The organism is Streptomyces sp. NPDC001781 (genome assembly GCF_053596035.1).
Genome location: NZ_JBSFFI010000003.1, coordinates 226,856 through 250,392, shown reverse-complemented (window position 1 = coordinate 250,392; position 23,537 = coordinate 226,856). Strand labels below are relative to the sequence as shown.

Below are 23,537 nucleotides of genomic sequence, written 5' to 3'. Positions count from 1 at the left end.
ATGAGCGACACCGAAACCGAGCGAAGCCAGGACCAGGAGGGTCTCGGCGCGGCCGGACAGCAGCTCTCCACCGCGCCCCAGGAGGACACCGGCACCCTGCCGGGCCTCGGCGTCGTGGGCTGGGCCCGCTGGTTCTGGCGGCAGCTCACCTCCATGCGGGTCGCGCTGCTGCTGCTCCTGCTGCTCTCCCTCGGCGCGATCCCCGGCTCGCTGATCCCGCAGACCGGTGCCGACGCGAGCAAGGTCGAGGCGTTCCGGGCGGCGCACACCACGCTGGCGCCCGTCTACGACAGGCTCGGGCTGTTCCACGTGTACAGCTCGGTGTGGTTCTCCGCGATCTACATCCTGCTGTTCGTCTCCCTCATCGGCTGCATCGTCCCGCGCACCTGGCAGTTCATCGGCCAGCTCCGCGGACGCCCGCCGGCCGCCCCCCGGCGCCTGGACCGGCTGCCCGCGTACACCACCTGGCGCACCACCGCCGACCCCGGGCAGGTACGCGCGGACGCGCTCGCCCTGCTGAAGAAGCGCCGCTTCCGCGCCCACACCGCCGGTGACGCGGTCGCCGCCGAGAAGGGCTACCTGCGCGAGCTGGGCAACCTGGCCTTCCACATCGCGCTGATCGTGCTGCTGATCGCCTTCGCCTCGGGCCAGTTGTTCAAGTCCGACGGCACCAAGCTGGTGGTCGAGGGCGACGGCTTCTCCAACGCGCTGCCGATGTACGACGACTTCAAGTCCGGCAGCCTGTTCCGCAACGACGACCTGGTGCCGTTCAGCTTCGACCTCAAGGACTTCAAGGGCACCTACGAGCTGTCCGGCCCCAGCCGCGGCACCCCGCGCACCTTCGAGGCGAAGATCGACTACAGCGTGGGCGCGGACGGCAGGACCCGCTCCAAGACGGTCCAGGTCAACCAGCCGCTGAAGATCGACGACTCCAAGGTCTACCTGGTGAGTCACGGCTACGCGCCCGTCATCACCGTCCGCGACGGCAAGGGCGAGGTGGTCTACCGGGACGCCGTGCCGCTGCTCCCGCTGGACGGCAACGTCACCTCGCAGGGCGTCATCAAGGTCATGGACGGCTACCACGACGCCGAGGGCCGCTACGACCAGCTCGGCATCCGGGCCTTCTTCCTGCCGACCTACGGCGGTGGCGCCAACGTCCTCTCGCAGTTCCCCGCGCTGCTCAACCCGGTGCTCAACCTGGAGCCGTACCACGGCGACCTCGGAGTGAACTCGGGTCTGCCGCAGAGCGTGTACCAGCTCGACAAGAAGCACATGAAGGGCTTCGAGGACGCGCGGGGCAAGCAGCTCCGGGCCAACCTCAAGCCCGGGCAGACCATGAAGCTGCCCGGTGGTGCCGGCACCGTCACGTTCGAGAAGGACGTCAAGGAATGGGCCGGCTTCCAGATCGTCCAGGAGCCGGGCGGCGCCTGGGCACTGGGCGGTGCGATCACCGCCATCCTGGGCCTCGCCGCGTCCCTCTTCATCCAGCGCCGCCGGATCTGGGTGCGCGCCGTGCGCGGCGCCGACGGGGTCACGGTGGTCGAGATGGCCGGGCTCGGCCGCAGCGAGTCCGCCAAGGTGCCCGAGGAGCTGGGCGACCTCGCCGGAACCCTTTACGACCGCGCGCCGGGCGCCCCCGACGCCGACCAAGACGCATCCCACGCCGTACCTGCCGAAGGGACTGAGCAGTGACCCTCGCCGCCGCAACCGACCTCGCCGCCGCGACCAACGAGCATCTGGCGAGCATCAGCAACACGCTCATCTACTCCTCGATGGCCGTGTACACGCTGGCCTTCTTCGCCTACATCGCCGAGTGGCTGTTCGGCAGCCGCAGCAAGGTCGGCCGAACGGCCGCCGCGCTCACCGCCGACAGCAAGCCGGCCAGGGCCGCCGGGACCGCCCCCGCGGTCACCGTGAAGCAGGCGGGCGGCACCACCGTGCTGGAGCGCCCGCAGGTCGTCGTACGCTCGGCCGCCGGTGCCCGGGACGTGCCGGACGGGCCCGGTGCCCACGGCGGCGACGTCCAGGGCGACATGTACGGCCGGATCGCGGTCTCCCTCACCGTGCTCGCCTTCCTGGTGGAGCTGGCCGGTGTGGTCGCCCGCGCGGCCTCCGTGCAGCGCGCCCCCTGGGGCAACATGTACGAGTTCAACCTGACCTTCTCCACGGTCGCGGTCGGCGTGTACCTGGGCCTGCTCGCCTGCAAGAAGAACGTGCGCTGGCTCGGCCTGTTCCTGATCACCACCGTCCTGCTGGACCTCGGCCTCGCCGTCACCGTGCTCTACACCGCCAGCGACCAGCTCGTCCCGGCGCTGCACTCGTACTGGCTGTACATCCACGTCTCCACCGCCATCTTCTGCGGCGCGGTGTTCTACGTGGGGGCGGTCGCCACGATCCTGTACCTGTTCAAGGACTCCTACGAGAACAAGCTGGAGAGCGGCGGCACGCCGGGCACCTTCGCCCGCTCGGTGCTGGAGCGGCTGCCCGCCTCGGCCTCGCTCGACAAGTTCGCCTACCGGGTCAACGCGGCCGTCTTCCCGCTGTGGACGTTCACGATCATCGCGGGCGCGATCTGGGCGGGCGACGCCTGGGGCAGGTACTGGAACTGGGACCCCAAGGAGACCTGGTCCTTCATCACCTGGGTCGCCTACGCCTGCTACCTGCACGCCCGGGCCACGGCCGGCTGGAAGGGCCGCAAGGCCGCCTACCTGGCGATGATCGCCTTCGGCTGCTGGCTGTTCAACTACTACGGCGTCAACATCTTCGTCACCGGCAAGCACTCGTACGCGGGCGTCTGAGCGCGGGGTCGTAGACACTGGTGGCATGCACGGTTCCATCGAACAGGGCATGAGCCAGACGCACGGCAACACGCACATCCGGCACTTCCTGGTGCGGCTGCCGACGACCATGGAGGAGGTCTGGCCCGCGGTGGCCGACGCCGAGGGCCTGTCCACCTGGTGCACCCCGGTCGACGTGCTCGAACCCCGCCTCGACGGCACGGTCGCGCTGCGTGACCTGGGCGCCGGGCGGATCACCGCCTGGGACGTGGACCGGGTCGCGGAGTACACCGTCGAGGGCGGCGGCCGCCTCCGCTTCCACCTCGAACGCGACGGTGAACAGGGCAGCACCCTCCGCTTCACCCACGAGTACCAGGGCGAGGGCCCCTCGGAGGCGGAGTGGCGCACCCGCTTCGAACGCCTGATCGAGAAGATCGACCGGCCGGACAGCCCTTAGGCCGGCGGCGCCGACATCAGGTCCCGCAGGCGCTCCACGTACAGGCCCATGTTCTTCGCCGCCACGTCCGTGTCGGGGTGGCGGCTCGCCAGCCAGAGACCGTCGTGGGCGCGGTTGACCCAGACGCAGACCTGGTCGCCGTAGGAGACCCGGAGCAGGGCGTGGGCGTTCTGCTCCGCCCACCGGGCGGCGCCGGGGATGCCCCGGGTGTCGACGAAGGACACGATCGAGTACAGGTCCGGGGACGTGGGCCGGAAGTCCGCGCCGAGCAGGCTCAGCACCCGGGCCAGCGGCATCCGGGCCAGTGTGCGGTTGGCCTGGAGCTGGGCCCGCACCGCGCGCAGGGTGGCGGTCAGGTCGGGGGCGCGGTCCAGCGGCACCTCGATGGGAGCGCCGCCGACGAACCAGCCGACCGAGTCGCTCCACTGCGACTTCACCCGCGTGTGGAACGGCACCACCGTCCGGTACACCGACGGCTCGCCCAGCTCCTGCACGATCAGCGCGGTCGCCGCCAGCAGCCCGACCAGGCTGCCCCCGAAGGGCCGGCAGTACGCCTCGAACGCGGCCGCCGCCTCCGCGTCCACCAGCGGCTCGCAGATCATCCGCTGCGGCGGCAGCGACTCACCCGGCTCCACGCCCAGCTCCACCGGGAACGAGGGCAGCGTGCCGTCGCAGCGGCGGATGAACTCCCGCCAGCGGGCCACCGTCTCGTGCTCGCCGTCCAGCCGGTCGGCGTCCGCCCGCTCGATCTCGCAGAAGTCCACGTAACTCGCGGCCGGGGTCCGCACCACCGGTCCGCGCCCCTGAAGGCCCGCCGTGTACAGCTCCTCGATCTCCGCCGGGATGCCGTGCAGCGAGTAGGCGTCCACATTGCTGTGGTCGAAGGCGAGGAAGACGGTGGCCGAGTCCTCCCGGACCACGGCCGCGTAGATCAGGTTGGGCCAGCGCAGCGCGTCCGCGACCGTGTCGAAGCGGGACTGGAGATGCGCGGTCAGCGCGGCCGCGTCCCGGAACTCGCCCCCCGCCTCCCGGCGCAGGGTGACGTCCTCGGCGTCCAGGGTGAAGCGACGCAGCTCCTGCCCGTCCTCGCCGGCCCAGCGGAAGCCGCTGCGCAGCGTCTCGTGCCGGACCGTCCAGGCCCGCAGGGACTCCTCCAGGACATCGAGGTCGACCGGTCCGGCCAGGTCGAAGCAGGTGCCGAGCCAGGTCGGCACGAACAGGCCGTCCTCCCGGACGTGCCGGGCCGTACGGATGTGGGACTCCTGGATGTACGCGGGCGGGCGGGAGTCCTCCGGCAGGCCGTGCGCCGTGGCGACGGTCGCCGGACTCAGCGTCCACTCGACGAGCCGTCCCGGCCGGACCTCGCAGCGCTGGATGTCAGTGATTCGCACGCGTCTCCGATCGCAGAAGGGGACCCCGGTGGGGTGGGACCCCCGTCAAGGGAATGCCGTCGCACGCGGTGGGGACATGCCCGCGCGGGGCTTTTCAGCGGAACGGATGGCGGGCCGAACGCGTGACCGTGCGCGCCCCTCAGTCCTCCGCGAACCCGATGTCCTCGTTCCACAACTCGGGGTTCTCGGCCGCGAACTCCCGCATCAGCGCGCCGCATCCGGGGTCGTCCAGCAGCACGACCTCCACCCCCTGCGCGGCCAGCCACTCGTGCCCGCCGCTGAAGTTCCCCGCCTCGCCGACCACGACCCGCGGGATGCCGAACTGCCGCACCAGCCCGGAGCAGTACCAGCACGGCGACAGCGTGGTCACCATCGTCGTCCCCCGGTACGACCGCCGCCGCCCCGCGTCCCGGAACGCCGCCGTCTCCGCGTGCGTCGCCGGGTCCCCGTCCTGCACCCGCCGGTTGCGCCCCCGTCCGAGCAGCTCGCCGTCGGGGCCGTACAGCGCGGCCCCGATCGGAATGCCACCCTCCGCCCGTCCTGCCCGCGCCTCTTCGACGGCGGCACGCAGCCAGTCCCGCGCCAGTTCCAGATCCATGGGGGCACTGTCCCCCGACTCACGGGCGGGGGAAACGCGACCTCACTCCGTCCCCGGCTCGTCCTTCTTCAGGGAGCGCAGGAAGTCCGGGTTGTCGTCGGGGGCCACCCAGGTCCGGGCGGGACCGGCCGCCTGGCGGACCTTGCCGGTGATCAGCCAGGCCAGCGGGCCGACCAGCACCTCGCCGAAGAGCAGCACGATGAACACCCAGGCCACCTTCGGCAGGTGGCGGACCTCGTCCTCGGGGGTGTTCAGACAGTCCACGAACGCGTAGATCCACAGAGCCAGGACCAGCAGGAACGGCAGATACCTGAGCATGGTCGCGCGATCTCCTGAACGGTGTGGACGGCCCCGGTGACCGGGCCAGCGTAGCCGGTGGCCGATACTGGAACACATGGCTTACGACGATCTTCGCTCCCTGCTGCGGGCGCTGGAGCGCGAGGGAGACCTCAAGCGCATCAAGGCCGAGGTCGACCCATACCTGGAGGTCGGCGAGATCGTCGACCGTGTGCAGAAGGCCGGCGGACCGGCGCTGCTCTTCGAGAACGTCAAGGGCTCCGCGATGCCCCTGGCGATGAACGTCTTCGGCACCGACCGCCGCCTGCTCAAGGCACTCGGGCTGAAGTCGTACGCGGAGATCTCCGACAAGATCGGCGGACTGCTGCGGCCCGAGCTGCCGCACGGCTTCGTCGGCGTCCGTGAGGCGTTCGGCAAGCTCGGCGCGATGGCGCACGTACCGCCGAAGAAGGTCAAGGGCGGCCACGCGCCCGTCCAGGAGGTCGTCCTCACCGGTGACGACGTGGACCTGGACATGCTCCCGGCCCTGTTCACCTGGCCCCAGGACGGCGGGTCCTTCTTCAACCTCGGGCTCACCCACACCAAGGACCCCGACACCGGCGTCCGCAACCTCGGTCTGTACCGGCTCCAGCGGCACGACAAGCGCACCATCGGCATGCACTGGCAGATCCACAAGGACAGCCGGAACCACTACGCGGTCGCCGCGCGCCGCGGGGAGCGGCTGCCGGTCGCGATCGCCTTCGGCTGCCCGCCCGCCGTCACCTACGCCTCCACCGCGCCCCTGCCCGGCGACATCGACGAGTACCTGTTCGCCGGGTTCATCGCGGGCAAGCGGATCGAGATGGTCGACTGCAAGACCGTCCCGCTCCAGGTGCCGGCCAGCGCCGAGGTCGTCATCGAGGGGTGGCTGGAGCCGGGCGAGATGCTGCCCGAGGGGCCCTTCGGCGACCACACCGGCTTCTACACCCCGCAGGAACCGTTCCCCGCGCTGAGGATCGACTGCGTGACGATGCGGAAGCGGCCGCTGCTGCAGTCCATCGTGGTCGGCCGCCCCCCGACCGAGGACGGGCCGCTCGGCCGGGCCACGGAGCGGTTCTTCCTGCCGCTGCTGAAGATCATCATCCCGGACATCGTGGACTACCACCTCCCCGAGGCGGGCGGCTTCCACAACTGCGCGATCGTCTCGATCGACAAGAAGTACCCGAAGCACGCGCAGAAGGTGATGTCCGCGATCTGGGGCGCGCACATGATGTCCCTGACCAAGCTGATCGTGGTCGTCGACTCCGACTGCGACGTGCACGACCTGCACGAGGTCGCCTGGCGGGCGCTGGGCAACACCGACTACGCCCGTGACCTGGTGGTCGCCGAGGGCCCCGTCGACCATCTGGACCACGCCTCCTACCAGCAGTTCTGGGGCGGCAAGGCGGGCATCGACGCGACGAAGAAGCTGCCCGAGGAGGGCTACACGAGGGACGGGGGCTGGCCGGAGATGGTCCTGTCGGACCCGGAGACGGCCGACCGGGTGACCCGGCGCTGGAAGGAATACGGACTGTGAAGGACATCGGAATGACGGCGTCGAGCAGAGCGAGGTCGGGGTCTCCCCGACGGCGCGGGGACGATCCGGAGTACGGGCTGTGAGTACCGCCGCCGCCGTCCCGCAGCCGGGGCGCACCAAGGCGTTCCTGCGCCTGGTGATGATCGAGCACTCGGTCTTCGCGCTGCCCTTCGCCTACATCGCCTCGCTCACCGCCATGTACCAGTGGGACAGGAACATCCACTGGGCGCGGCTGCTGCTGGTCACCGTCTGCATGGTCGGCCTGCGCACCTTCGCCATGGCGGTGAACCGGATCATCGACCGCGAGATCGACGCCCGCAACCCGCGCACCGCCCACCGCGAGCTGGTCACCGGCGCGATGTCGGTACGGCACGCGTGGACCGGCGCGCTGGTCGCGCTGGTGGTGTTCCTCGGCGCGGCCGCCCTGCTGAACCCGCTGTGCCTGGCGCTCGCGCCGATCGCGGTGATCCCGATGGTGGTCTATCCGTACGGCAAGCGGTTCACCGACTTCCCGCAGGCCATCCTCGGCCTCGCGCAGGCGATGGGCCCGGTCGGCGGCTGGCTGGCGATCTCCGGCACCTGGTCCTGGGACGCGGTGATCCTCGGCCTCGCCGTGGGCATCTGGATCGGCGGCTTCGACCTGATCTACGCCTGCCAGGACGTGGAGACCGACCGCGAGATCGGCGTGAAGTCGGTCCCGGCCCGCTTCGGCATCCCGGCCGCGATCTGGGGCGCGCGGGTCTGCCACGCGATCACGATGGCTCTGTTCGCCTGGTACGCCGTCCTCACCCACGCGGGCCCGTTCTTCTGGCTGGGCCTGGTCATCGTGGGCTCGGCCTTCGTCTACGAGCACCGCATCGTGCGCCCCCACGACCTGTCCCGCCTGGACCGGGCGTTCTTCCAAGTCAACGGCTTCATCGGGATCGCCCTGTTCGTCTGTGCGCTGCTCGATCTGCTCGTACGGGGGCTGACGGTCTGACCCGGGCCCACCCGGCCTGAGCACGGTCCGTCGCGCCGGTACTCTCAAGGTGTGAACGAAGGACAAACGCAGCGCGTGCCTTGGATCGTGGGGGTTTCCGGAGCTTCCGGGACGCCGTACGCGGCAGCGGTGCTGCGGGCGCTGCTGGACGCCGGGGAGGACGTCGACCTGGTGGTCAGCCGGGCCTCGCGGCTGACGCTGCTGGACGAGACGGGGATCTCGTTCCGGGACGCCCACTGGCGCGAGGACCTCGTGGACTGGCTGGCGCGCGGCGCCGACGGCAAGCCGGACACCTACCGGCCGGACCTCGGCCGGGTGCGGTACTGGAACGCGGGCGACCTCGCGGCGGGACCGTCCTCGGGGTCCTACCCGGTCAAGGGCATGCTGATCGTGCCGGCTTCGACCGCGTGCGTCGCCGGGGTGGCCCTCGGCCTGTCCAAGGACCTTTTGCAGCGGGCGGCGAGCGTGACGCTGAAGGAGCGCAGGCCGCTCGTGGTGGCGGTGCGCGAGACCCCGCTGAACGGGCAGACCCTGCGCCAGCTCGTCGCGCTGGACGACGCGGGGGCGAGCGTGGTCCCCGCCTCGCCGGCCTTCTACGCGGGCGCCACCCACATCCAGGACCTGGTGGACTTCGTCGCCGGCCGGGTGCTGGACGCGGCGGGCGTGGAGCACGGCCTGTACCGGCGCTGGAAGGGCGAGCTGGGCGGCGCGCGGGACGCGTAGGCGTGCAGGGCAAGTAGCGGTACCTCATATCTCTACGGCGAATTTCACACCGGAAGGCTTCGATCGCATGGACGCGGTGGACAGACAGCTCATCCAGGCCCTGAGGGAGAACGGCCGGGCCTCGTACGCGGAGCTGGGGCGCCTCGTCGGCCTGTCGGGACCCAGCGTCACCGACCGCATCAACCGGCTGGAGGCGGCCGGCGTCATCACCGGTTACCGCGCCACGGTGGACGCGGCCTCGCTGGGCCTGGGCGTCACCGCGCTGATCGGCATCTCGCTGTCCGACGCGGCCGACCACGAGGACGTGGCCCGCAGGCTGAAGGACCTCACCGAGATCGAGGACTGCTGGTTCATCGCCGGCGACGACTCCTTCATGCTCAAGGTCCGCTCCTCCGACGTGGACGGGCTGGAGAAGACGATCCGCCGGCTGAGCGGCACCAAGGGCGTCTCCCGCACCCGCACCACCATCGTGCTCTCCACCAAGTGGGAGAACCGGGTCGGGGAGCTGCCGGAAGAGGTGTAGCCGCGGGGGAACGCGGGTTCGGAGGAGTACGGTTGGCCAGGTTGTCGTGGAAAGGTTTTGGTATGGACGTCGGACTCAAGCGCGAGCTGGAGGACAAGGTCCGCTCCGGTGAGCGGCTGACCCGTGAGGACGGCGTCGCGCTCTACGAGTCGGACGACCTGGCGTGGCTCGGCGGCCTCGCCCACGAGGTGCGCACGCGCAAGAACGGTGACGTGGTCCACTTCAACGTCAACCGTCACCTCAACATGACCAACGTGTGCACGGCGTCCTGCGCCTACTGCTCGTTCCAGCGCAAGCCGGGCGAGAAGGACGCGTACACGATGCGCATCGAGGAGGCCGTGAAGCTGGCCAAGGCGATGGAGTCGGAGAACCTCACCGAGCTGCACATCGTCAACGGCCTGCACCCCAACCTGCCGTGGCGCTACTACCCGCGCTCGCTGCGGGAACTGAAGGCCGCGCTGCCGCACGTCTCGCTGAAGGCGTTCACGGCCACCGAGATCCACCACTTCGAGACGATCTCCGGGCTGAGCGCGAGCGAGATCCTCGACGAACTGATCGACGCCGGGCTGGAGTCGCTGACCGGCGGTGGCGCCGAGATCTTCGACTGGGAGGTCCGGCAGCACATCGTGGACCACCGCACGCACTGGGAGGACTGGTCCCGTATCCACCGCCTGGCGCACGAGAAGGGTCTGAAGACCCCGTGCACCATGCTGTACGGGCACATCGAGGAGCCCCGGCACCGGGTGGACCACGTGCTGCGGCTGCGCGAACTCCAGGACGAGACCGGCGGTTTCCAGGTCTTCATCCCGCTGCGCTACCAGCACGACTTCGTGGACATGAAGGACGGTAAGGTCCGCAACCGCCTCCAGGCGCGCACCCAGATGGCGACCGGCGCGGAGGCGCTGAAGACGTTCGCCGTGTCCCGGCTGCTGTTCGACAACGTGCCGCACGTGAAGGTGTTCTGGGTGATGCACGGCGTGCAGACCGCCCAGCTCGCCCTCCAGCACGGCGCGGACGACATGGACGGCTCGGTCGTCGAGTACAAGATCACGCACGACGCGGACAACTACGGCACGCCGAACAAGCTGACCCGTGAGGACCTGCTCGACCTGATCCGCGACGCGGGCTTCCGCCCGGTGGAGCGGAACACCCGGTACGAGATCATCCGCGAGTACGAGGGCCCGGACCCGCTGCGCCGGGAGACCCCGCAGGCGATGCGCGTCTGACGTCGCGGACGCTGGTTGAGCCGGGGCCGAGGTAAGGACTACCTTGGCCCCGTGCCTCTTACCTTCACGCTGGACCCGTCCGTCACCCCCGAGCTGCGCGACGGTCTGCTCGACCTGTGGGCGGACGTCACCGACGCGGGCGGCGCCGTCGGCTTCGTGGCACCCGCCGCCCGGGAGGACATACGCCTCGAGCTGGTCCGCTCGCTGGCCCGGCTCGCCCAGGGGCACAGCAGGCTGCTGATCGGGCGCGACGACGAGGACGGAGCGGGGCGCGTCGTCGCGACCGCGTTCCTCACCTTCAACACCCACCGGCTGATGGACCACTGGCTCTGGCTGTACACGGTGATGGTCCACCCCAAGCACCAGGGCCGGGGCCACGGTCGCGACCTGCTGGCGGCCGCCGCCGACGCCGCCCGCGGGATCGACGGCATCGACGCGATACGGCTGGGCTGCCGGGGCGGGCTGGGTCTGGAGCACTTCTACGCCTCCTGCGGCTACCGCGAGGTGGGCCGGGTGCCGGACGCCATCCGGGTGGGGCCCGGTGAGTACCGCGACGACGTCACCATGCTGCTGACCCTGCGCTGAGCCCGCCCACCCCGCGCCAAGATCGGGCAGGGGACATGCTTCACTGGACGGTGCACGCCTTTGGGGCCGAAACGACACGGAAGAGTGGATTGAGATGCTCCGCTACACGCTGATGCGCCTCGGCGTCTTCGCCGGCTGCCTCGTGGTCGCCTGGGGAGCCGTCTACTCCGGGATCTTCCCGCGCGGGTTCGGTGCCTCCAACCTCTTCTGGATCGTGCTGCTCGCCATGATCCTCTCGGCGCCCATCAGCTGGGTGGTGCTGCGCAAGGAGCGCGAGCGGGCCTCGGTCCAGGTGGCCGGCCGGGTGGAGCGGATGAAGGCCAACCTGGACGCCAACCGCAGCCAGGAGGACGCGGCGGAGACGGCCGGCCGGGCCTCCTGACCCCGGCCGGGCCTCCTGAACCGGCCCCGCTTCCCCGCTCCGGCCGCGAAGCGGAACATCCCTCACGAAAACTCCGGGACTGCACACATCCGGCGCCGGACCACCGCCCCATGCGCACAGGGTCACCACAGGCGCCTCGTACGATCGCCAGCCTGACGGCGGCGCACCGGAGCGACGGACGGCCGCCCTGAACGCCCCGGTGCGCGGGGCGCGTATGTCATGCAGCAAGCAGTACGCCGCTGCACGTCCCAGGAGCCGCCCGTGACCGCCCCGTACCCCAACGCCCCCGTCTCGCCCGCCCCGCACGTCTCGGCCCTCGACTACGACGGCCGCCCGGTGCTGGTGGAACCTGAGATCCGGCGCCTGGACGGGGCCGTACGGGAAGTGGCGGTTCCGCCCTTCGCGCCCCCGGTCACCCACGGGTCGCTGGCCGACCTGCCCTTCGACAACGCCGAGGCGGCGCCCGGCGCGGTGGTGCTCGGCCGGAGGAACGCCTCCGGCGAGTGGGAGGACGTGACGGCCGGGCAGTTCGCCGCCGAGGTGCTGGCGGTGGCGCGCGGGCTGGTCTCGGAGGGGCTGATGCCCGGCGAGCGGATCGCCGTCATGGCCCGCACCCGGTACGAGTGGACCCTGCTGGACTTCGCCGCCTGGGCGGCCGGCCTGGTCACCGTCCCCGTGTACCCGACCTCCTCGGTCTTCCAGACCCGCTGGATACTCCAGGACTCCGGCGCCGTCGCCCTGATCACCGAGACCACCGCCCAGGGCGCCGCCATCGCGCCCGAACTGGCCCTGCTGCCCGACCTGCGGCACGTCTGGGTCGTCGACGAGGGACACGTGGAGCTGCTCGCCGAGGCGGGCGCGGGCACCCCGGACGGCGAGGTGTCCGTGCGCCGGGGCATGCTGGGCCCCGACACCCTCGCCACCCTGATCTACACCTCGGGCACCACCGGCCGCCCGAAGGGCTGCGCCCTCTCGCACGGCAACTTCTTCGCCGAGGTCGACAACGCCATCGAACTCCTGCACCCGGTGTTCAAGGCGACGACCGGTGAGGAGGCGTCGGTGCTGCTGTTCCTGCCGATGTCCCACGTCTTCGGCCGCATGGTCGCCATCGCCTGCGTCCGGGCCCGGGTGCGCCTCGGCCACGCCCCCAGCCTCAAGCCCGAACATCTGCTGCCGGACCTGGCCGCCTTCCGGCCGACCTGCCTGCTGACCATCCCGTACATGCTGGAGAAGGTGTACAACACCGCCCGCGCGAAGGCCGAGTCGAGCGGCAAGGCCGCCGCCTTCGACCGTGCCGCAGCCACGGCCGTGCGCTACGGCGAGGCGCTGGAGGCCCGCCAGACCGGCACCGGCAACGGCCCCGGCGCGGCCCTGAAGGCCGGCCGCTCCTTCTACGACCCGCTCGTCTACCGCAAGCTGCGAGCCGCCATGGGCGGCAAGGTCCGCTACGCCATCTGCGGCGGCTCTCCCCTCGGCCGCCGCCTGGCCGCCTTCTTCGCGGGCGCGGGCATCGAGATCTTCGAGGGGTACGGACTCACCGAGTCCACCGGTGCCACCACGGTCACCCCGCCGCTGCGGCCCCGCCTCGGCACCGTCGGCCGGCCGCTGCCCGGCACCCGGGTCCGGATCGCGGCCGACGGCGAGATCCTGATCTCCGGCGACCACGTGCTGCGTGGTTACTGGGACCAGCAGGCGGGCGGTGTCGTCCCCGCCACCCGCGACGGATGGCTCGCCACCGGGGACCTGGGCGAGCTGGACGACGACGGCTACCTGACCATCACCGGCCGCAAGAAGGAACTGCTGATCACGGCGGGCGGCAAGTCGGTCGCCCCGGCCCCGCTGGAGAACTGGCTGCGCCAGCACCCCCTGATCTCCCACTGCCTCCTCGTCGGCGACGGCCGCCCCTACGTCGGCGCCCTCATCACCCTGGACCCGGAAGGCGTCCACCACTGGCGCCAGATGAACGGCAAGCACCCGGTGCCGCCGGAACTCCTCGTCGGCGACCCGGATCTGAACGCCGTGCTGTGGGACGCGATCGAGCAGGCCAACCGGCTCGTCTCCCGCCCCGAGTCCATCCGGCGCTTCACCGTCCTGCCGGGTGACTTCGACGAGCACACCGGGCACCTCACCCCGTCCATGAAACTCCGCCGCGCCCGCATCCTGCGCGACTTCGCGGACGCGGTGGAGGGCCTGTACAAGGGTTCGGGTCAGGTCACCGGGCCCTGATCCGGGCTCCGCCGGGCCAGCAGGCAGGCCTGCGGGACGGGTTCCGAGGGGCCCGGCGCGCGCACCGTGCGGGACATGACGGCGAAGCCTGCCTCCTCCAGCAGCGCGGCCATGCGGTCCGGGTCACGGCGCAGGAAGTCCAGGCTGACCGGATGGCCCCAGGGCCGGTCGTGGCGCCGGGGCTCCTCACCCGCCTGGAAGGCCAGCAGTAGATGCCCGCCCGGCGCCAGCACGCGGCGGAACCCGGCGAACAGCGCGGGCAGCCGTTCGGCCGGGGTGTGGATGCTGGAGTACCAGGACACGACACCGGCAAGCCCCCCGTCGGGGAGGTCCAGCTCCAGCATGGAGCCCTGCTCGAAGCGCAGGCCGGGGTTCTCGCGGCGGGCGACCGCCAGCATGGCGGGGGAGAGGTCGAGCCCGAACACGTCGAGCCCCTCGGCGGCCAGGAACCCGGTGACCCGGCCCGGCCCGCATCCCAGGTCGGCCACGGCCGCGCCCGGTCCCACCAGCTCCGCGAACACCTTCAGCAGGGCCCGGTCGAAGGGCTCGGCGAGATGCGCCGCGCGGAAATGATCGGAGTAGTCCTCGGCGATCGCGTCGTAGAACGCGCGGGTCGCGGCGAGGAAGTCGGGAGAGGCGGGCGTGTCGGTCATGGGAGCGACCCTAAGGGCTGTTCCCGGAGACTTCCCGGCGGCCGTTCGGGTGAGAACTCGGCTGCCGGAAAAGCGCGGCCCCGGGTCAGCGATGCCCGGCGGGCGGGGTGCGGAATTCGCCCGGAATTCATCGGGACGTCACGGCGAAAGGCAGGAGCCCCGTCGCCGGAAGGCGCGGGGCTCCTTGGGTACTGCACTCAGGTTCTGCGATCAGGCAGTGATCAGACGGGGGTGACGTTCTCCGCCTGCGGACCCTTCGGGCCCTGGGTCACGTCGAAGTTCACCTGCTGGTTCTCCTCGAGGGAGCGGAAGCCGGTGGCGTTGATCGCGGAGTAGTGAACGAAGACGTCGGGGCCGCCGCCCTCCTGGGCGATGAAGCCAAAGCCCTTTTCGGCGTTGAACCACTTAACGGTTCCGGTAGCCATAAGCCCTCCTTGGGCCCAAAAGGGTTGCCCTGCTCCAGAACCTGCAAGTGCGAACGGTGCTGCACAACTGCATTCATCTGAAAACGACGAGAGCCCGCGGTCACATGCTCCGCAGGCTCTGTACTGCAAGGGAAACCAAACTGCAACTTGCGGCGAGCCTAGCACGCGGGCACCGGAAAGCAATAGAGGTCAAGATCACGTCACCCGAATGTTTGAACCCTCTGCCGGGCGCCCCGACCACGGCCCGGTCGGGGCCTCGTGACGCAAGGGGTCTAGTCTCGCGATGTGGACAATTCTCGCACCCGGCCGCGCGTCGGCCACATCCAGTTCCTCAACTGCCTGCCCCTCTACTGGGGGCTCGCGAGAACCGGCACGCTCCTCGACTTCGAGCTGACCAAGGACACCCCGGAGAAGCTCAGCGAGCAGCTCGTGCGCGGTGATCTCGACATCGGCCCCATCACGCTCGTGGAATTCCTGCGCAACGCCGGTGACCTGGTCGCCTTCCCCGACATCGCGGTGGGCTGCGACGGCCCGGTGATGTCCTGCGTGATCGTCTCGCAAGTGCCCCTGGACCAGCTCGACGGCGCGCGCGTCGCCCTCGGCTCGACCTCGCGGACCTCGGTCCGCCTGGCCCAGTTGCTGCTGGCCGAGCGGTACGGGGTCCGCCCGGAGTACTACACCTGCCCGCCCGACCTCAGCCTGATGATGCAGGAGGCGGACGCCGCCGTCCTCATCGGCGACGCTGCCCTGCGCGCCAACCTGGTCGACGCGCCGCGGTACGGCCTTCAGGTGCACGACCTGGGCGCGCTGTGGAAGGAGTGGACGGGCCTGCCGTTCGTCTTCGCCGTGTGGGCCGCGCGGCGCGATTACGCCGAACGCGAGCCGGAGATCACCCGCAAGGTGCACGAGGCGTTCCTCGCCTCCCGGAACGTGTCCCTCGAGGAGGTCGGCAAGGTCGCCGAGCAGGCGGCCCGCTGGGAGGCCTTCGACGAGGCGACCCTGGAGCAGTACTTCACCACCCTCGACTTCTCCTTCGGGCCCCCGCAGCTGGAGGCGGTGACGGAGTTCGCCCGCCGCGTCGGCCCCACGACCGGCTTCCCGGCCGACGTGAAGGTGGATCTGCTCGGGGCGTAGTCACTACGCTGCCGGGGCGAGGCTTTACGGGGGAGCCCGCGGGGGAGGGATCGCCATGCAGCCGCTCGGAGCTGACGAACCGGCCGCCGTCGGCCCGTACCGGCTGCTCGGCCGGCTCGGCTCCGGTGGCATGGGCCGTGTCTACCTGGGCCGCAGCGCGGGCGGCCGGACCGTCGCCGTGAAGATCGTCCACCCGCAGTACGCGCTGGACGAGGAGTTCCGGGCCCGCTTCCGCCGCGAGGTGGCGGCCGCGCGCCGGGTGGGCGGTGCCTGGACCGCGCCCGTGCTCGACGCCGACCCGGACGCCCCGGTCCCCTGGGCCGCCACGGAGTACGTGGCCGGTCCCTCCCTCGCCCAGGCCGTCACCACCCACGGCCCGCTGCCCCGACACACCGTTCGGGCGCTGGGCGCCGGCCTCGCCGAGGCGCTGACCACCGTGCACGCGCTGGACCTCGTCCACCGGGACGTGAAGCCCTCCAACGTGCTCCTCACCCTGGACGGCCCGCTGCTGATCGACTTCGGCATCGCCCGCGCGACCTCCGGCACCGCCTCCCTCACCGCGACCGGCGCCTCGGTCGGTTCACCCGGCTACATGGCCCCCGAACAGATCCTCGGCGGCCGGATCACCGGGGCGGCGGACGTCTTCTCCCTGGGTGCGGTCCTCGCCTACGCCGCGACAGGCGCCCCGCCCTTCCCCGGCGACTCCTCGGCCGCCCTGCTCTACAAGGTGGTCCACGAGGAACCGGAACTCGGTTCACTGGACAGCGGGTTGCGCGAGATCACGGCCGCCTGCCTGGCCAAGGACCCCGCCGGCCGCCCCGCCCCCGCCGGCCTCGCCCGCCGCCTCGCCCCGCAGGGCGCGGCAGACCTGATCACCGGCGGCTGGCTCCCCGGCCCCCTGGTCGAGCAGGTCAGCCGGAGCGCGGTCCGGATCCTCAACCTGGAGACGTCCGCCGACGCGTCCTCGGGTCCGGTGGACTTCAGCAGCCCCGCGGTGCCGGGGCGGTTCGGCCCGGCACCGGTGATGAACCCGGCCACGCGGGCGGCACCCGGCAAGGTGAGCGTCAGCCTGGCGGCGACCTCGGCACTTGGGGAGCGGGGGCGCGGGCGCCGGATGAGCTGCACGGTGGCCCTCGCGGTGGCGGGCGCGCTGGCGGCGGTCTCCCTGGGTGTCACCACCTGGCTGCACCCCGGCTCCGGCGACGGCGACCACACGGCGGGCAGCGCCCCGACCCACTCGGCCCCGGCCGGCCGCGGCGGCGGGGTCCCGGTCCGCTACCTGGGTACCTGGGAGGGCAAGGCCACCGCGCTGGACGGCGCGTTGCCCATCGGCACCTTCCGCGTCAAGGTCCACCGGGCGGCGGTGGGCAAGGAACTGGGCAGTCTGCGTCAGACGGACCAGCTGGGCGGGATCTGCGAGGACGTGCTCACGCTGAAGCAGGCCGACTCCACCCGCCTGCTGGCCACGGCGACCGGTGCGAAGAGCAACCACAAGGGCTGCGACCCCGCCCCGCACGAGATCCGGCTGACCCCCACCGGGGACGACGACCTCACCTACACCTCCACCGCCGCGGCGGAGGGCAACCCCGAGGCCCGCCTGTCCAAGGTGTCCCCCGATGAATGACCTGCTGCCCGCCGCCCTCGCCGCCCTGTGGGGCGCCGTGACGGGCGCCCTGCTCCCGAGGGCCGCGTACCGCTTCACGACCCCGCAGGGCACCCCGTGGCGCACGACGTGCGAGGCGGGCCACCCGCTGACCGGCTGGCTGGGCACGACCCCGTGCCGCGGGTGCCCGCGCAGGACGGCGGTCGCCCTCCCCTTGCTCACGGCCGCGGTCTGCGCCCTCCTCGCCCTGGCGACCGGCCCCCGCCCGGAACTGCCGGCCTGGCTGACCCTGGCCCCGGTGGCGATCCTGCTGACCGCGGTGGACCTGCGGGTGCAGCGACTCCCGGACCCCCTGACCCTCCCCCTGACCCCGGCGCTCCTGCTCCTCCTGGCCCTGGCGGCCCGGCTCCCCGACCACACCGGCACCTACCGCACCGCCCTCTACGGAGCCCTGACCCTGGCCGCCGCCTATCTGGCCCTCCACCTCCTCAACCCCTCCGGCATGGGCTTCGGAGACGTCAAACTGGCCCCGGCCGTGGGCGCGGCCCTCGGCTGGTACGGCTGGCCCACCCTGATGCTCGGCACGTTCGCCACCTTCACCACGGGCGCGCTGTACGGCCTGGTCCTCCTCCTGACCCGCAGAGCCACCCGCAAGTCGGCCATCCCCTTCGGCCCTTTCCTGCTGACCGGCACGCTGCTGGGCGTACTGCTGGGCGCGTACGCGTCCTGAGCGCCCGTACGGCCTGAAGTCGGGTGATCAGAGACGCTGGCGTAGGCTGACTGGGTCCGCCCACCCGTCTCCCGCCCCCACCTTGTTCCGAGCGCCACGCGCACTCTCCTTGATCAACCCTTGACGAAAGGGACGCCCGGTGACCGAGAAGGCCGAACTCGCCTCTTTGGATGTCGCAGCCGTGCTGGACCGAGCCGCGGCGGGCGGACGCATCACGCCCGAGGAAGCGCTCGTCCTCTACCGCGACGCCCCCCTGCACGCGCTCGGCGCGGCCGCCGACGCCGTGCGCCGCCGCAAGTACGCGGGCACCGAGCACATCGCCACGTACATCATCGAGCGCAACATCAACTACACGAACGTGTGCGTCACGGCGTGCAAGTTCTGCGCCTTCTACGCGGCCCCGAAGGACACCAAGAAGGGCTGGAGCCGCGACCTGGACGACATCCTGCGCCGTTGCGCGGAGACGGTCGAACTGGGCGGCACCCAGATCATGTTCCAGGGCGGCCACCACCCGGACTACGGCGTCGAGTACTACGAGTCGCACTTCAAGGCGATCAAGGACGCGTTCCCGCAGCTGGTCATCCACTCCCTCGGCGCGTCCGAGGTCGAGCACATGGCCCGGATCTCCAAGGTCTCGGTGGAGGAGGCGATCACCCGCATCCACCAGGCGGGGCTGGACTCCTTCGCGGGCGCCGGCGCGGAGCTGCTCCCGGCCCGCCCCCGCAAGGCGATCGCCCCGCTGAAGGAGAGCGGCGAGCGCTGGCTGGAGATCATGGAGACGGCGCACAACCTGGGCGTGGAGTCGACGTCCACGATGCTGATGGGCACGGGCGAGACGAACGCCGAGCGCATCGAGCACCTGCGCATGATCCGGGACGTGCAGGACCGTACGGGCGGCTTCCGGGCCTTCATCCCGTACACCTACCAGCCGGAGAACAACCACCTGAAGGGCCGCACGCAGGCGACGCTCTTCGAGTACCTGCGCATGATCGCGATCGCCCGCCTGTTCATGGACAACGTCCAGCACATCCAGGGCTCGTGGCTGACCACGGGCAAGGAAGTGGGCCAGCTCTCGCTGCACTACGGCGCGGACGACCTGGGCTCCATCATGCTGGAGGAGAACGTGGTCTCCTCGGCCGGGGCCAAGCACCGCAGCAACCGCCTGGAGATCATCGACCTGATCCGCAAGGCGGGCCGTACCCCCGCGCAGCGGGCGACCACCTACGAGCACCTGGTGGTCCACGACGACCCGGCGAACGACCCGGTCGACGACAGGGTGGTCTCCCACATCTCCTCGACCGCGATCGAGGGCGGCACCGCCCACCCCGAACTGAAGCTGATCGCCTCCAACTAGACGCCAAGTGCTGACACTTCACGTAGCCGAGAACTCCCCGGAGACGGCGGTCCTGGTGGACGGGGCGACGGTGGCAGCCGTGGCCCCGTACGACACCCTGACGGCAGCCGCCCCCGGGGCCAGGGTCCGCCGCTGGCCCGGCATCCTCCTGCCGGGCCTGCTGAACCCGTACGCCCCGGAGCTCCTGGAGTCGACCTACCACCCGGACCCGCGGGAGGCGGACGTGCTGGGCACGGAGCCCGTCACGGGCGAGCGGGCGGCGGAGATCTTCCGCAAGGACCCGGCGTCCCTCGGCGCGAGCGCGCGCCGAGGCGTACAACGCATGCTGGCCCACGGCACGGTGGCAGTGGCGGGCGAGCTGCGAACCCGCACGGTGGCGGACGTGGTACGCCGGGCGGCCCTGGCGGTGGGCCGGCGCCCACCCGGCCTGCCGGGCCCCCCCTCGCTCTCCCCCCGCCCTCTGATCCTCCTGCCACCACTGGCCCGGGGCGGTGCGGCCCGCTTCGCGGTGTTCGACGTCGAGTCGCGCGAGGACCTGGTGACCCGAGGCGCAGGCACCTGCGTGGCGACGGTGATCGAGGGCCGCATCGTCCACAGAAGCCGCTGACCGGGACGGCGCGAGAGCCGGCGACGGCGGTGAGGGGACGTGCCGGGGGTGTCCGCCCGCAGCGGCCGGCGAGAAGGCAAGTTCAGCGCATCGTGGAAACGTGAGCCGCCGGACCGAGGACGCACACCCCCCCCGGCACGGCCCCGCCCACGACCCACCGCCCCCGTCCCGAGCCGAAGTCGACCGGCCTGCCACAATGACAGCGTGACCCGCGCTTCCTTGAACAAGCAGCCCCACGAAGTCGCCGAGATGTTCGACGGCGTGGCGGAACGGTACGACCTCACCAACGACGTGCTGTCGCTGGGCCAGGACCGCCGCTGGCGCAAGGAGGTGGCGAAGGCGGTGGACGCCCGCCCCGCGCAGAAGGTCCTGGACCTCGCGGCGGGCACGGCGACATCGTCCCTCCCCTTCGCGAGGGCGGGCGCCTACGTGGTCCCCTGCGACTTCTCCCTGGGCATGCTCCAGGTGGGCAAGAAGAAGCACCCGTGGCTCCCGGTCACGGCGGGCGACGCGACGAGGCTCCCGTTCAAGGACGACACCTTCGACGCCGTGACGATCTCCTTCGGCCTGCGCAACGTCCAGGACACGGACGCCGCGCTGAGGGAGCTGTACCGGGTGACGAAGCCGGGCGGCAGAGTGGTGATCTGCGAGTTCTCGCACCCCACATGGGCCCCGTTCCGCACGGTGTACACGGAGTACCTGATGCGGGCGCTCCCTGCGGTGGCACGGTCGGTGTCGTCGAACCCGGACGCGTACGTGTACCTGGCGGAGTCCATCCGCGCCTGGCCGGACCAGCCGGCCCTGGCGGAGAGGCTGCGGAAGGCGGGCTGGCAGAACGTGGCCTGGCGCAACCTGACGGGCGGAGTGGTGGCCCTGCACCGGGGCTTCAAGAAGTAGCCGCCCCCGCAAGCCTCCGGCGAGGGCCTCCTCACCGGGCGGTCATCTCGAACGCGTCCCCGGGCTCCCCGAGTTCACGCTGAAGCCCTCCGGAGGGCGGCGCGGGCAACCGGGGTTCCCGCACGCCCCCGCCTCCCTCGCCCTCCTGGAAGTCGAACCACACGTAGACCACGGAGTCCGGCGGGACCTCCGCACCGGGCGCGGGGAACTGCCGTACGACGTAGTCCACGACGACCCCGGCGAACTCGGGCCGGTCCGGTGCGTTGAGGAGCAGGCCCCGGACCCGGGCGGCCGCGCGGGCGTCCACGGCCATGAGCCCGACGAACCGGGGCACGCGCACCTCGGGCGTTTTGGGTGGTATTGGCACTGATGTCACCCCCAGCGGTACTGGCAGGGTAACTCCGGGACGGGAGCGCCCGGAACGACATCTGTCTTTCTGTGACAATCGACTACCCGGAGTCACAACTCGAGGGAGTAGCAGAGCCCTTGCCGCTCGGAGGAGGGGGTGACGAACCGCTCGGAGAGCCGCATCCCCAGCCGCTGCGTGACGGCGACGGACCGCTCGTTCTCGGCGTCGACCATGGCGACCACCCGCCGGACCCCGGCGGCACGGACCCGGTCGAGACAGTCCCGGGCGGCGACGGACGCGTACCCGAGACCCCAGTGCGCCCGCCCCAGCCGCCACCCGATCTCGATCTCCCCGGCGGGCCCCCACGCGTGCGGCCAGGGCTGGGCCCCGGTGAACCCGACCACGTCGCCGGAGCCGTCGAGCACGGACCACAGGCAGAACCCCAGCTCGGCGTCGTGCCGCCGCTGCCGGGCGGTGAGTTCCTCGTACACGGACAGCTCGGCCGCCCGGCCCCCGTGGAACCGCATGACCTCGGGATCGGCGAAGGCCCGGTGCCAGGCGAAGGCGTCCTCGTCGGTGGGCACACGCAGCCGTACCACTGGGTGAGTTCGGTTCACGGGGCAGCCCTTCAGCCGGTTGATCAATTCTGCTGAATAGACTGCCCATGTCCAGTGCCCGTCGGCACGAAGATTCACAACCTTGGGGAGAACCCGCCGTGACTGAGCCCCTCTCCGACAACACCGCAGACGTGATCGTCGTGGGCGCCGGGCCGGCCGGCTCCACCACCGCCTACCACCTCGCCAAGGCCGGACTCGACGTCCTGCTGCTGGAGAAGACCGAGTTCCCCAGGGAGAAGGTCTGCGGTGACGGTCTGACCCCGCGCGCGGTCAAGCAGCTCGTGGCCATGGGTATCGACATCTCCGAGGAGGCGGGCTGGCTGCGCAACAAGGGCCTGCGCATCATCGGCGGCGGGTCCCGGCTCCAGCTGGACTGGCCCGATCTCGCCTCCTACCCGAACTTCGGTCTGGTGCGCAAGCGGGACGACTTCGACGAGCAGCTGGCCCGGCAGGCGCAGAAGGCGGGCGCCCGGCTGTTCGAGCTGTGCAACGTGAGCGGGCCGATCGTCGACGACCGTACGGGCCGGATCACCGGCGTGACGGCGAAGCTGGGCGACGACAAGCGCCCGGTGACCTTCCACGCACCGCTCGTGGTCGCCGCCGACGGCAACTCCACCCGGCTCTCGCTGGCCATGGGCCTGCACCGCCGGGAGGACCGCCCGATGGGCGTCGCGGTGCGCACGTACTTCGAGTCGCCGCGTCACGACGACGACTACCTGGAGTCCTGGCTGGAGCTGTGGGACCGCCGCGGCGCCCAGGACCGCCTGCTGCCCGGCTACGGCTGGATCTTCGGCATGGGCGACGGCACGTCCAACGTGGGTCTCGGCGTGCTGAACACCTCGGAGTCCTTCAAGGAACTGGACTGGCGCGAGGTGCTCAAGGCGTGGTGCGCCTCGATGCCGGAGGAGTGGGGCTACACCCCGGAGCACATGACGGGCCCGATCCGGGGCGCCGCCCTGCCGATGGCGTTCAACCGCCAGCCGCACTACACCAGGGGCCTGCTGCTGGTCGGTGACGCCGGCGGCATGGTGAACCCCTTCAACGGCGAGGGCATCGCCTACGCCATGGAGTCCGGTCAGCTCGCCGCGGACGTCATCGTCCAGGCCCACGCCCGCCCCACCCCGGCCACCCGGGAGATCGCCCTCCAGCGCTACCCCCGCGTCCTCAAGGACACCTACGGCGGCTACTACACGCTCGGCCGCGCCTTCGTGAAGCTCATCGGCAACCCCAAGGTCATGCAGATCGGCGCCCAGCGCGGCCTCACGCACCCCCTGCTGATGAGGTTCGTCCTCAAGCTCCTCGCCAACCTGACGGACCCCACGGGCGGCGACGCCATGGACCGTGTGATCAACGGCCTGACGAAGATGGCCCCCAAGGCGTGAACCCGGACCGAGGGCGCCTCGTCCCACCGGACCGGGGCGCCCGGTCCGCCCGACGACCGACAAGGCC

Annotated in this window: 25 protein-coding genes; 18 read left to right on the top strand and 7 right to left on the bottom strand. The window is 71.3% G+C overall.

The genetic code is table 11. The annotated features are described in order from the left end of the window. From resB to ACWCV3_RS04345, 3 genes are read left to right on the top strand one after another with little or no spacing between them, the layout of a single operon-like run. Positions 1–1,692, top strand: a complete 1,692-nt coding sequence (gene resB / locus ACWCV3_RS04355; RefSeq protein ID WP_451218094.1) for a cytochrome c biogenesis protein ResB — start codon at positions 1–3, stop codon at positions 1,690–1,692. Further along, complete coding sequence (ccsB, locus tag ACWCV3_RS04350) at positions 1,689–2,798, top strand: c-type cytochrome biogenesis protein CcsB (protein WP_451218091.1); 1,110 nt, start codon at positions 1,689–1,691, stop codon at positions 2,796–2,798. Before resB ends, ccsB begins: the two co-directional genes overlap by 4 nt. A 25-nt stretch (positions 2,799–2,823) precedes the next feature. After that, entirely contained in the window at positions 2,824–3,234 is a 411-nt protein-coding gene (locus ACWCV3_RS04345) for an SRPBCC family protein (RefSeq protein WP_451218088.1), read from the top strand. Here the strand turns inward: ACWCV3_RS04345 and ACWCV3_RS04340 are convergent. The 3 genes from ACWCV3_RS04340 to ACWCV3_RS04330 form a co-directional block, all read right to left on the bottom strand. Beyond that, positions 3,231–4,625: a condensation domain-containing protein gene (locus tag ACWCV3_RS04340; protein ID WP_451218085.1), complete on the bottom strand. Its 1,395-nt coding sequence runs from the start codon at positions 4,623–4,625 to the stop codon at positions 3,231–3,233. The genes ACWCV3_RS04345 and ACWCV3_RS04340 overlap by 4 nt on opposite strands. A 139-nt stretch (positions 4,626–4,764) precedes the next feature. Further along, positions 4,765–5,223 (bottom strand): nucleoside deaminase, encoded by a 459-nt coding sequence (locus ACWCV3_RS04335; protein ID WP_451218082.1) that lies wholly within the window; start codon positions 5,221–5,223, stop codon positions 4,765–4,767. 42 nt (positions 5,224–5,265) lie between these two features. Further along, complete coding sequence (locus ACWCV3_RS04330) at positions 5,266–5,541, bottom strand: PLD nuclease N-terminal domain-containing protein (RefSeq protein ID WP_451218079.1); 276 nt, start codon at positions 5,539–5,541, stop codon at positions 5,266–5,268. 76 nt (positions 5,542–5,617) lie between these two features. Between ACWCV3_RS04330 and ACWCV3_RS04325 the strand changes: the two genes are divergently transcribed. The 8 genes from ACWCV3_RS04325 to ACWCV3_RS04290 all read left to right on the top strand — a co-directional run bounded on the left by ACWCV3_RS04325 (position 5,618) and on the right by ACWCV3_RS04290 (position 13,719). After that, positions 5,618–7,075, top strand: a complete 1,458-nt coding sequence (locus tag ACWCV3_RS04325; protein WP_451218076.1) for a menaquinone biosynthesis decarboxylase — start codon at positions 5,618–5,620, stop codon at positions 7,073–7,075. 79 nt (positions 7,076–7,154) lie between these two features. Next, the gene (gene mqnP / locus ACWCV3_RS04320) at positions 7,155–8,054 is read left to right on the top strand and encodes a menaquinone biosynthesis prenyltransferase MqnP (RefSeq protein WP_451218073.1); all 900 of its coding nucleotides are present in this window, start codon (positions 7,155–7,157) and stop codon (positions 8,052–8,054) included. 75 nt (positions 8,055–8,129) lie between these two features. Next, positions 8,130–8,777 (top strand): UbiX family flavin prenyltransferase, encoded by a 648-nt coding sequence (locus ACWCV3_RS04315; RefSeq protein WP_451218247.1) that lies wholly within the window; start codon positions 8,130–8,132, stop codon positions 8,775–8,777. Between the two features lie 67 nt (positions 8,778–8,844). Next, a complete protein-coding gene (locus ACWCV3_RS04310; RefSeq protein ID WP_018543802.1) occupies positions 8,845–9,300 on the top strand; it encodes an Lrp/AsnC family transcriptional regulator in 456 nt (151 codons plus the stop codon). 62 nt (positions 9,301–9,362) lie between these two features. Continuing rightward, positions 9,363–10,526, top strand: a complete 1,164-nt coding sequence (mqnE, locus tag ACWCV3_RS04305; RefSeq protein ID WP_451218069.1) for an aminofutalosine synthase MqnE — start codon at positions 9,363–9,365, stop codon at positions 10,524–10,526. 51 nt (positions 10,527–10,577) lie between these two features. After that, positions 10,578–11,111 (top strand): N-acetyltransferase family protein, encoded by a 534-nt coding sequence (locus ACWCV3_RS04300; RefSeq protein WP_451218066.1) that lies wholly within the window; start codon positions 10,578–10,580, stop codon positions 11,109–11,111. 94 nt (positions 11,112–11,205) lie between these two features. Further along, the gene (locus ACWCV3_RS04295) at positions 11,206–11,493 is read left to right on the top strand and encodes a DUF4229 domain-containing protein (protein ID WP_350745740.1); all 288 of its coding nucleotides are present in this window, start codon (positions 11,206–11,208) and stop codon (positions 11,491–11,493) included. Between the two features lie 336 nt (positions 11,494–11,829). After that, positions 11,830–13,719, top strand: coding sequence for an AMP-dependent synthetase/ligase (locus ACWCV3_RS04290; protein ID WP_451218244.1), 1,890 nt, complete (start codon positions 11,830–11,832; stop codon positions 13,717–13,719). Here ACWCV3_RS04290 and ACWCV3_RS04285 read toward each other — a convergent pair. Both ACWCV3_RS04285 and ACWCV3_RS04280 read right to left on the bottom strand, forming a co-directional pair. Continuing rightward, positions 13,701–14,372: a class I SAM-dependent DNA methyltransferase gene (locus ACWCV3_RS04285; RefSeq protein WP_451218063.1), complete on the bottom strand. Its 672-nt coding sequence runs from the start codon at positions 14,370–14,372 to the stop codon at positions 13,701–13,703. The genes ACWCV3_RS04290 and ACWCV3_RS04285 overlap by 19 nt on opposite strands. A gap of 221 nt (positions 14,373–14,593) precedes the next feature. Beyond that, a complete protein-coding gene (locus ACWCV3_RS04280) occupies positions 14,594–14,797 on the bottom strand; it encodes a cold-shock protein (protein WP_030813734.1) in 204 nt (67 codons plus the stop codon). A 285-nt stretch (positions 14,798–15,082) separates the two neighbouring features. Here ACWCV3_RS04280 and ACWCV3_RS04275 point away from each other — a divergent pair, with 285 nt between their 5' ends. The 6 genes from ACWCV3_RS04275 to ACWCV3_RS04250 all read left to right on the top strand — a co-directional run bounded on the left by ACWCV3_RS04275 (position 15,083) and on the right by ACWCV3_RS04250 (position 21,122). Then, on the top strand, positions 15,083–15,931 hold the full coding sequence (locus ACWCV3_RS04275) for a menaquinone biosynthetic enzyme MqnA/MqnD family protein (RefSeq protein ID WP_451218059.1): 849 nt from the start codon (positions 15,083–15,085) through the stop codon (positions 15,929–15,931). 55 nt (positions 15,932–15,986) lie between these two features. Beyond that, a complete protein-coding gene (locus ACWCV3_RS04270) occupies positions 15,987–17,555 on the top strand; it encodes a serine/threonine-protein kinase (RefSeq protein WP_451218056.1) in 1,569 nt (522 codons plus the stop codon). Beyond that, positions 17,548–18,264 carry a prepilin peptidase gene (locus ACWCV3_RS04265; protein WP_451218053.1) on the top strand — a complete coding sequence of 239 codons (717 nt, stop codon included), beginning with the start codon at positions 17,548–17,550 and terminating at the stop codon, positions 18,262–18,264. Before ACWCV3_RS04270 ends, ACWCV3_RS04265 begins: the two co-directional genes overlap by 8 nt. Before the next feature lie 139 nt (positions 18,265–18,403). After that, entirely contained in the window at positions 18,404–19,618 is a 1,215-nt protein-coding gene (mqnC, locus tag ACWCV3_RS04260; RefSeq protein ID WP_031183145.1) for a cyclic dehypoxanthinyl futalosine synthase, read from the top strand. Positions 19,619–19,625: 7 nt separating this feature from the next. Further along, entirely contained in the window at positions 19,626–20,225 is a 600-nt protein-coding gene (locus ACWCV3_RS04255; protein ID WP_451218050.1) for a hypothetical protein, read from the top strand. Between the two features lie 204 nt (positions 20,226–20,429). Further along, entirely contained in the window at positions 20,430–21,122 is a 693-nt protein-coding gene (locus ACWCV3_RS04250) for a demethylmenaquinone methyltransferase (RefSeq protein ID WP_451218047.1), read from the top strand. 31 nt (positions 21,123–21,153) lie between these two features. Here the strand turns inward: ACWCV3_RS04250 and ACWCV3_RS04245 are convergent, their stop codons facing one another. Continuing rightward, complete coding sequence (locus tag ACWCV3_RS04245; protein ID WP_451218044.1) at positions 21,154–21,462, bottom strand: PASTA domain-containing protein; 309 nt, start codon at positions 21,460–21,462, stop codon at positions 21,154–21,156. Between the two features lie 119 nt (positions 21,463–21,581). Beyond that, entirely contained in the window at positions 21,582–22,088 is a 507-nt protein-coding gene (locus ACWCV3_RS04240) for a GNAT family N-acetyltransferase (protein WP_451218041.1), read from the bottom strand. Between the two features lie 47 nt (positions 22,089–22,135). On the opposite strand from ACWCV3_RS04240, the gene ACWCV3_RS04235 reads away from it, so the two are divergent. Continuing rightward, the gene (locus ACWCV3_RS04235; RefSeq protein ID WP_451218038.1) at positions 22,136–23,470 is read left to right on the top strand and encodes a geranylgeranyl reductase family protein; all 1,335 of its coding nucleotides are present in this window, start codon (positions 22,136–22,138) and stop codon (positions 23,468–23,470) included. Positions 23,471–23,537 lie beyond the last annotated feature (67 nt).

Bases quoted from the DNA above. Each gene is read 5' to 3' on its own strand.
- resB (WP_451218094.1), top strand. From the start codon at position 1: ATGAGCGACACCGAAACCGAGCGAAGCCAGGACCAGGAGGGTCTCGGC.
- ACWCV3_RS04345 (WP_451218088.1), top strand. From the start codon at position 2,824: ATGCACGGTTCCATCGAACAGGGCATGAGCCAGACGCACGGCAACACG.
- ACWCV3_RS04335 (WP_451218082.1), bottom strand. From the start codon at position 5,223: ATGGATCTGGAACTGGCGCGGGACTGGCTGCGTGCCGCCGTCGAAGAG.
- ACWCV3_RS04330 (WP_451218079.1), bottom strand. From the start codon at position 5,541: ATGCTCAGGTATCTGCCGTTCCTGCTGGTCCTGGCTCTGTGGATCTAC.
- ACWCV3_RS04325 (WP_451218076.1), top strand. From the start codon at position 5,618: ATGGCTTACGACGATCTTCGCTCCCTGCTGCGGGCGCTGGAGCGCGAG.
- ACWCV3_RS04310 (WP_018543802.1), top strand. From the start codon at position 8,845: ATGGACGCGGTGGACAGACAGCTCATCCAGGCCCTGAGGGAGAACGGC.
- mqnE (WP_451218069.1), top strand. From the start codon at position 9,363: ATGGACGTCGGACTCAAGCGCGAGCTGGAGGACAAGGTCCGCTCCGGT.
- ACWCV3_RS04295 (WP_350745740.1), top strand. From the start codon at position 11,206: ATGCTCCGCTACACGCTGATGCGCCTCGGCGTCTTCGCCGGCTGCCTC.
- ACWCV3_RS04285 (WP_451218063.1), bottom strand. From the start codon at position 14,372: ATGACCGACACGCCCGCCTCTCCCGACTTCCTCGCCGCGACCCGCGCG.
- ACWCV3_RS04280 (WP_030813734.1), bottom strand. From the start codon at position 14,797: ATGGCTACCGGAACCGTTAAGTGGTTCAACGCCGAAAAGGGCTTTGGC.
- ACWCV3_RS04270 (WP_451218056.1), top strand. From the start codon at position 15,987: ATGCAGCCGCTCGGAGCTGACGAACCGGCCGCCGTCGGCCCGTACCGG.
- ACWCV3_RS04265 (WP_451218053.1), top strand. From the start codon at position 17,548: ATGAATGACCTGCTGCCCGCCGCCCTCGCCGCCCTGTGGGGCGCCGTG.
- ACWCV3_RS04235 (WP_451218038.1), top strand. From the start codon at position 22,136: ATGTCCAGTGCCCGTCGGCACGAAGATTCACAACCTTGGGGAGAACCC.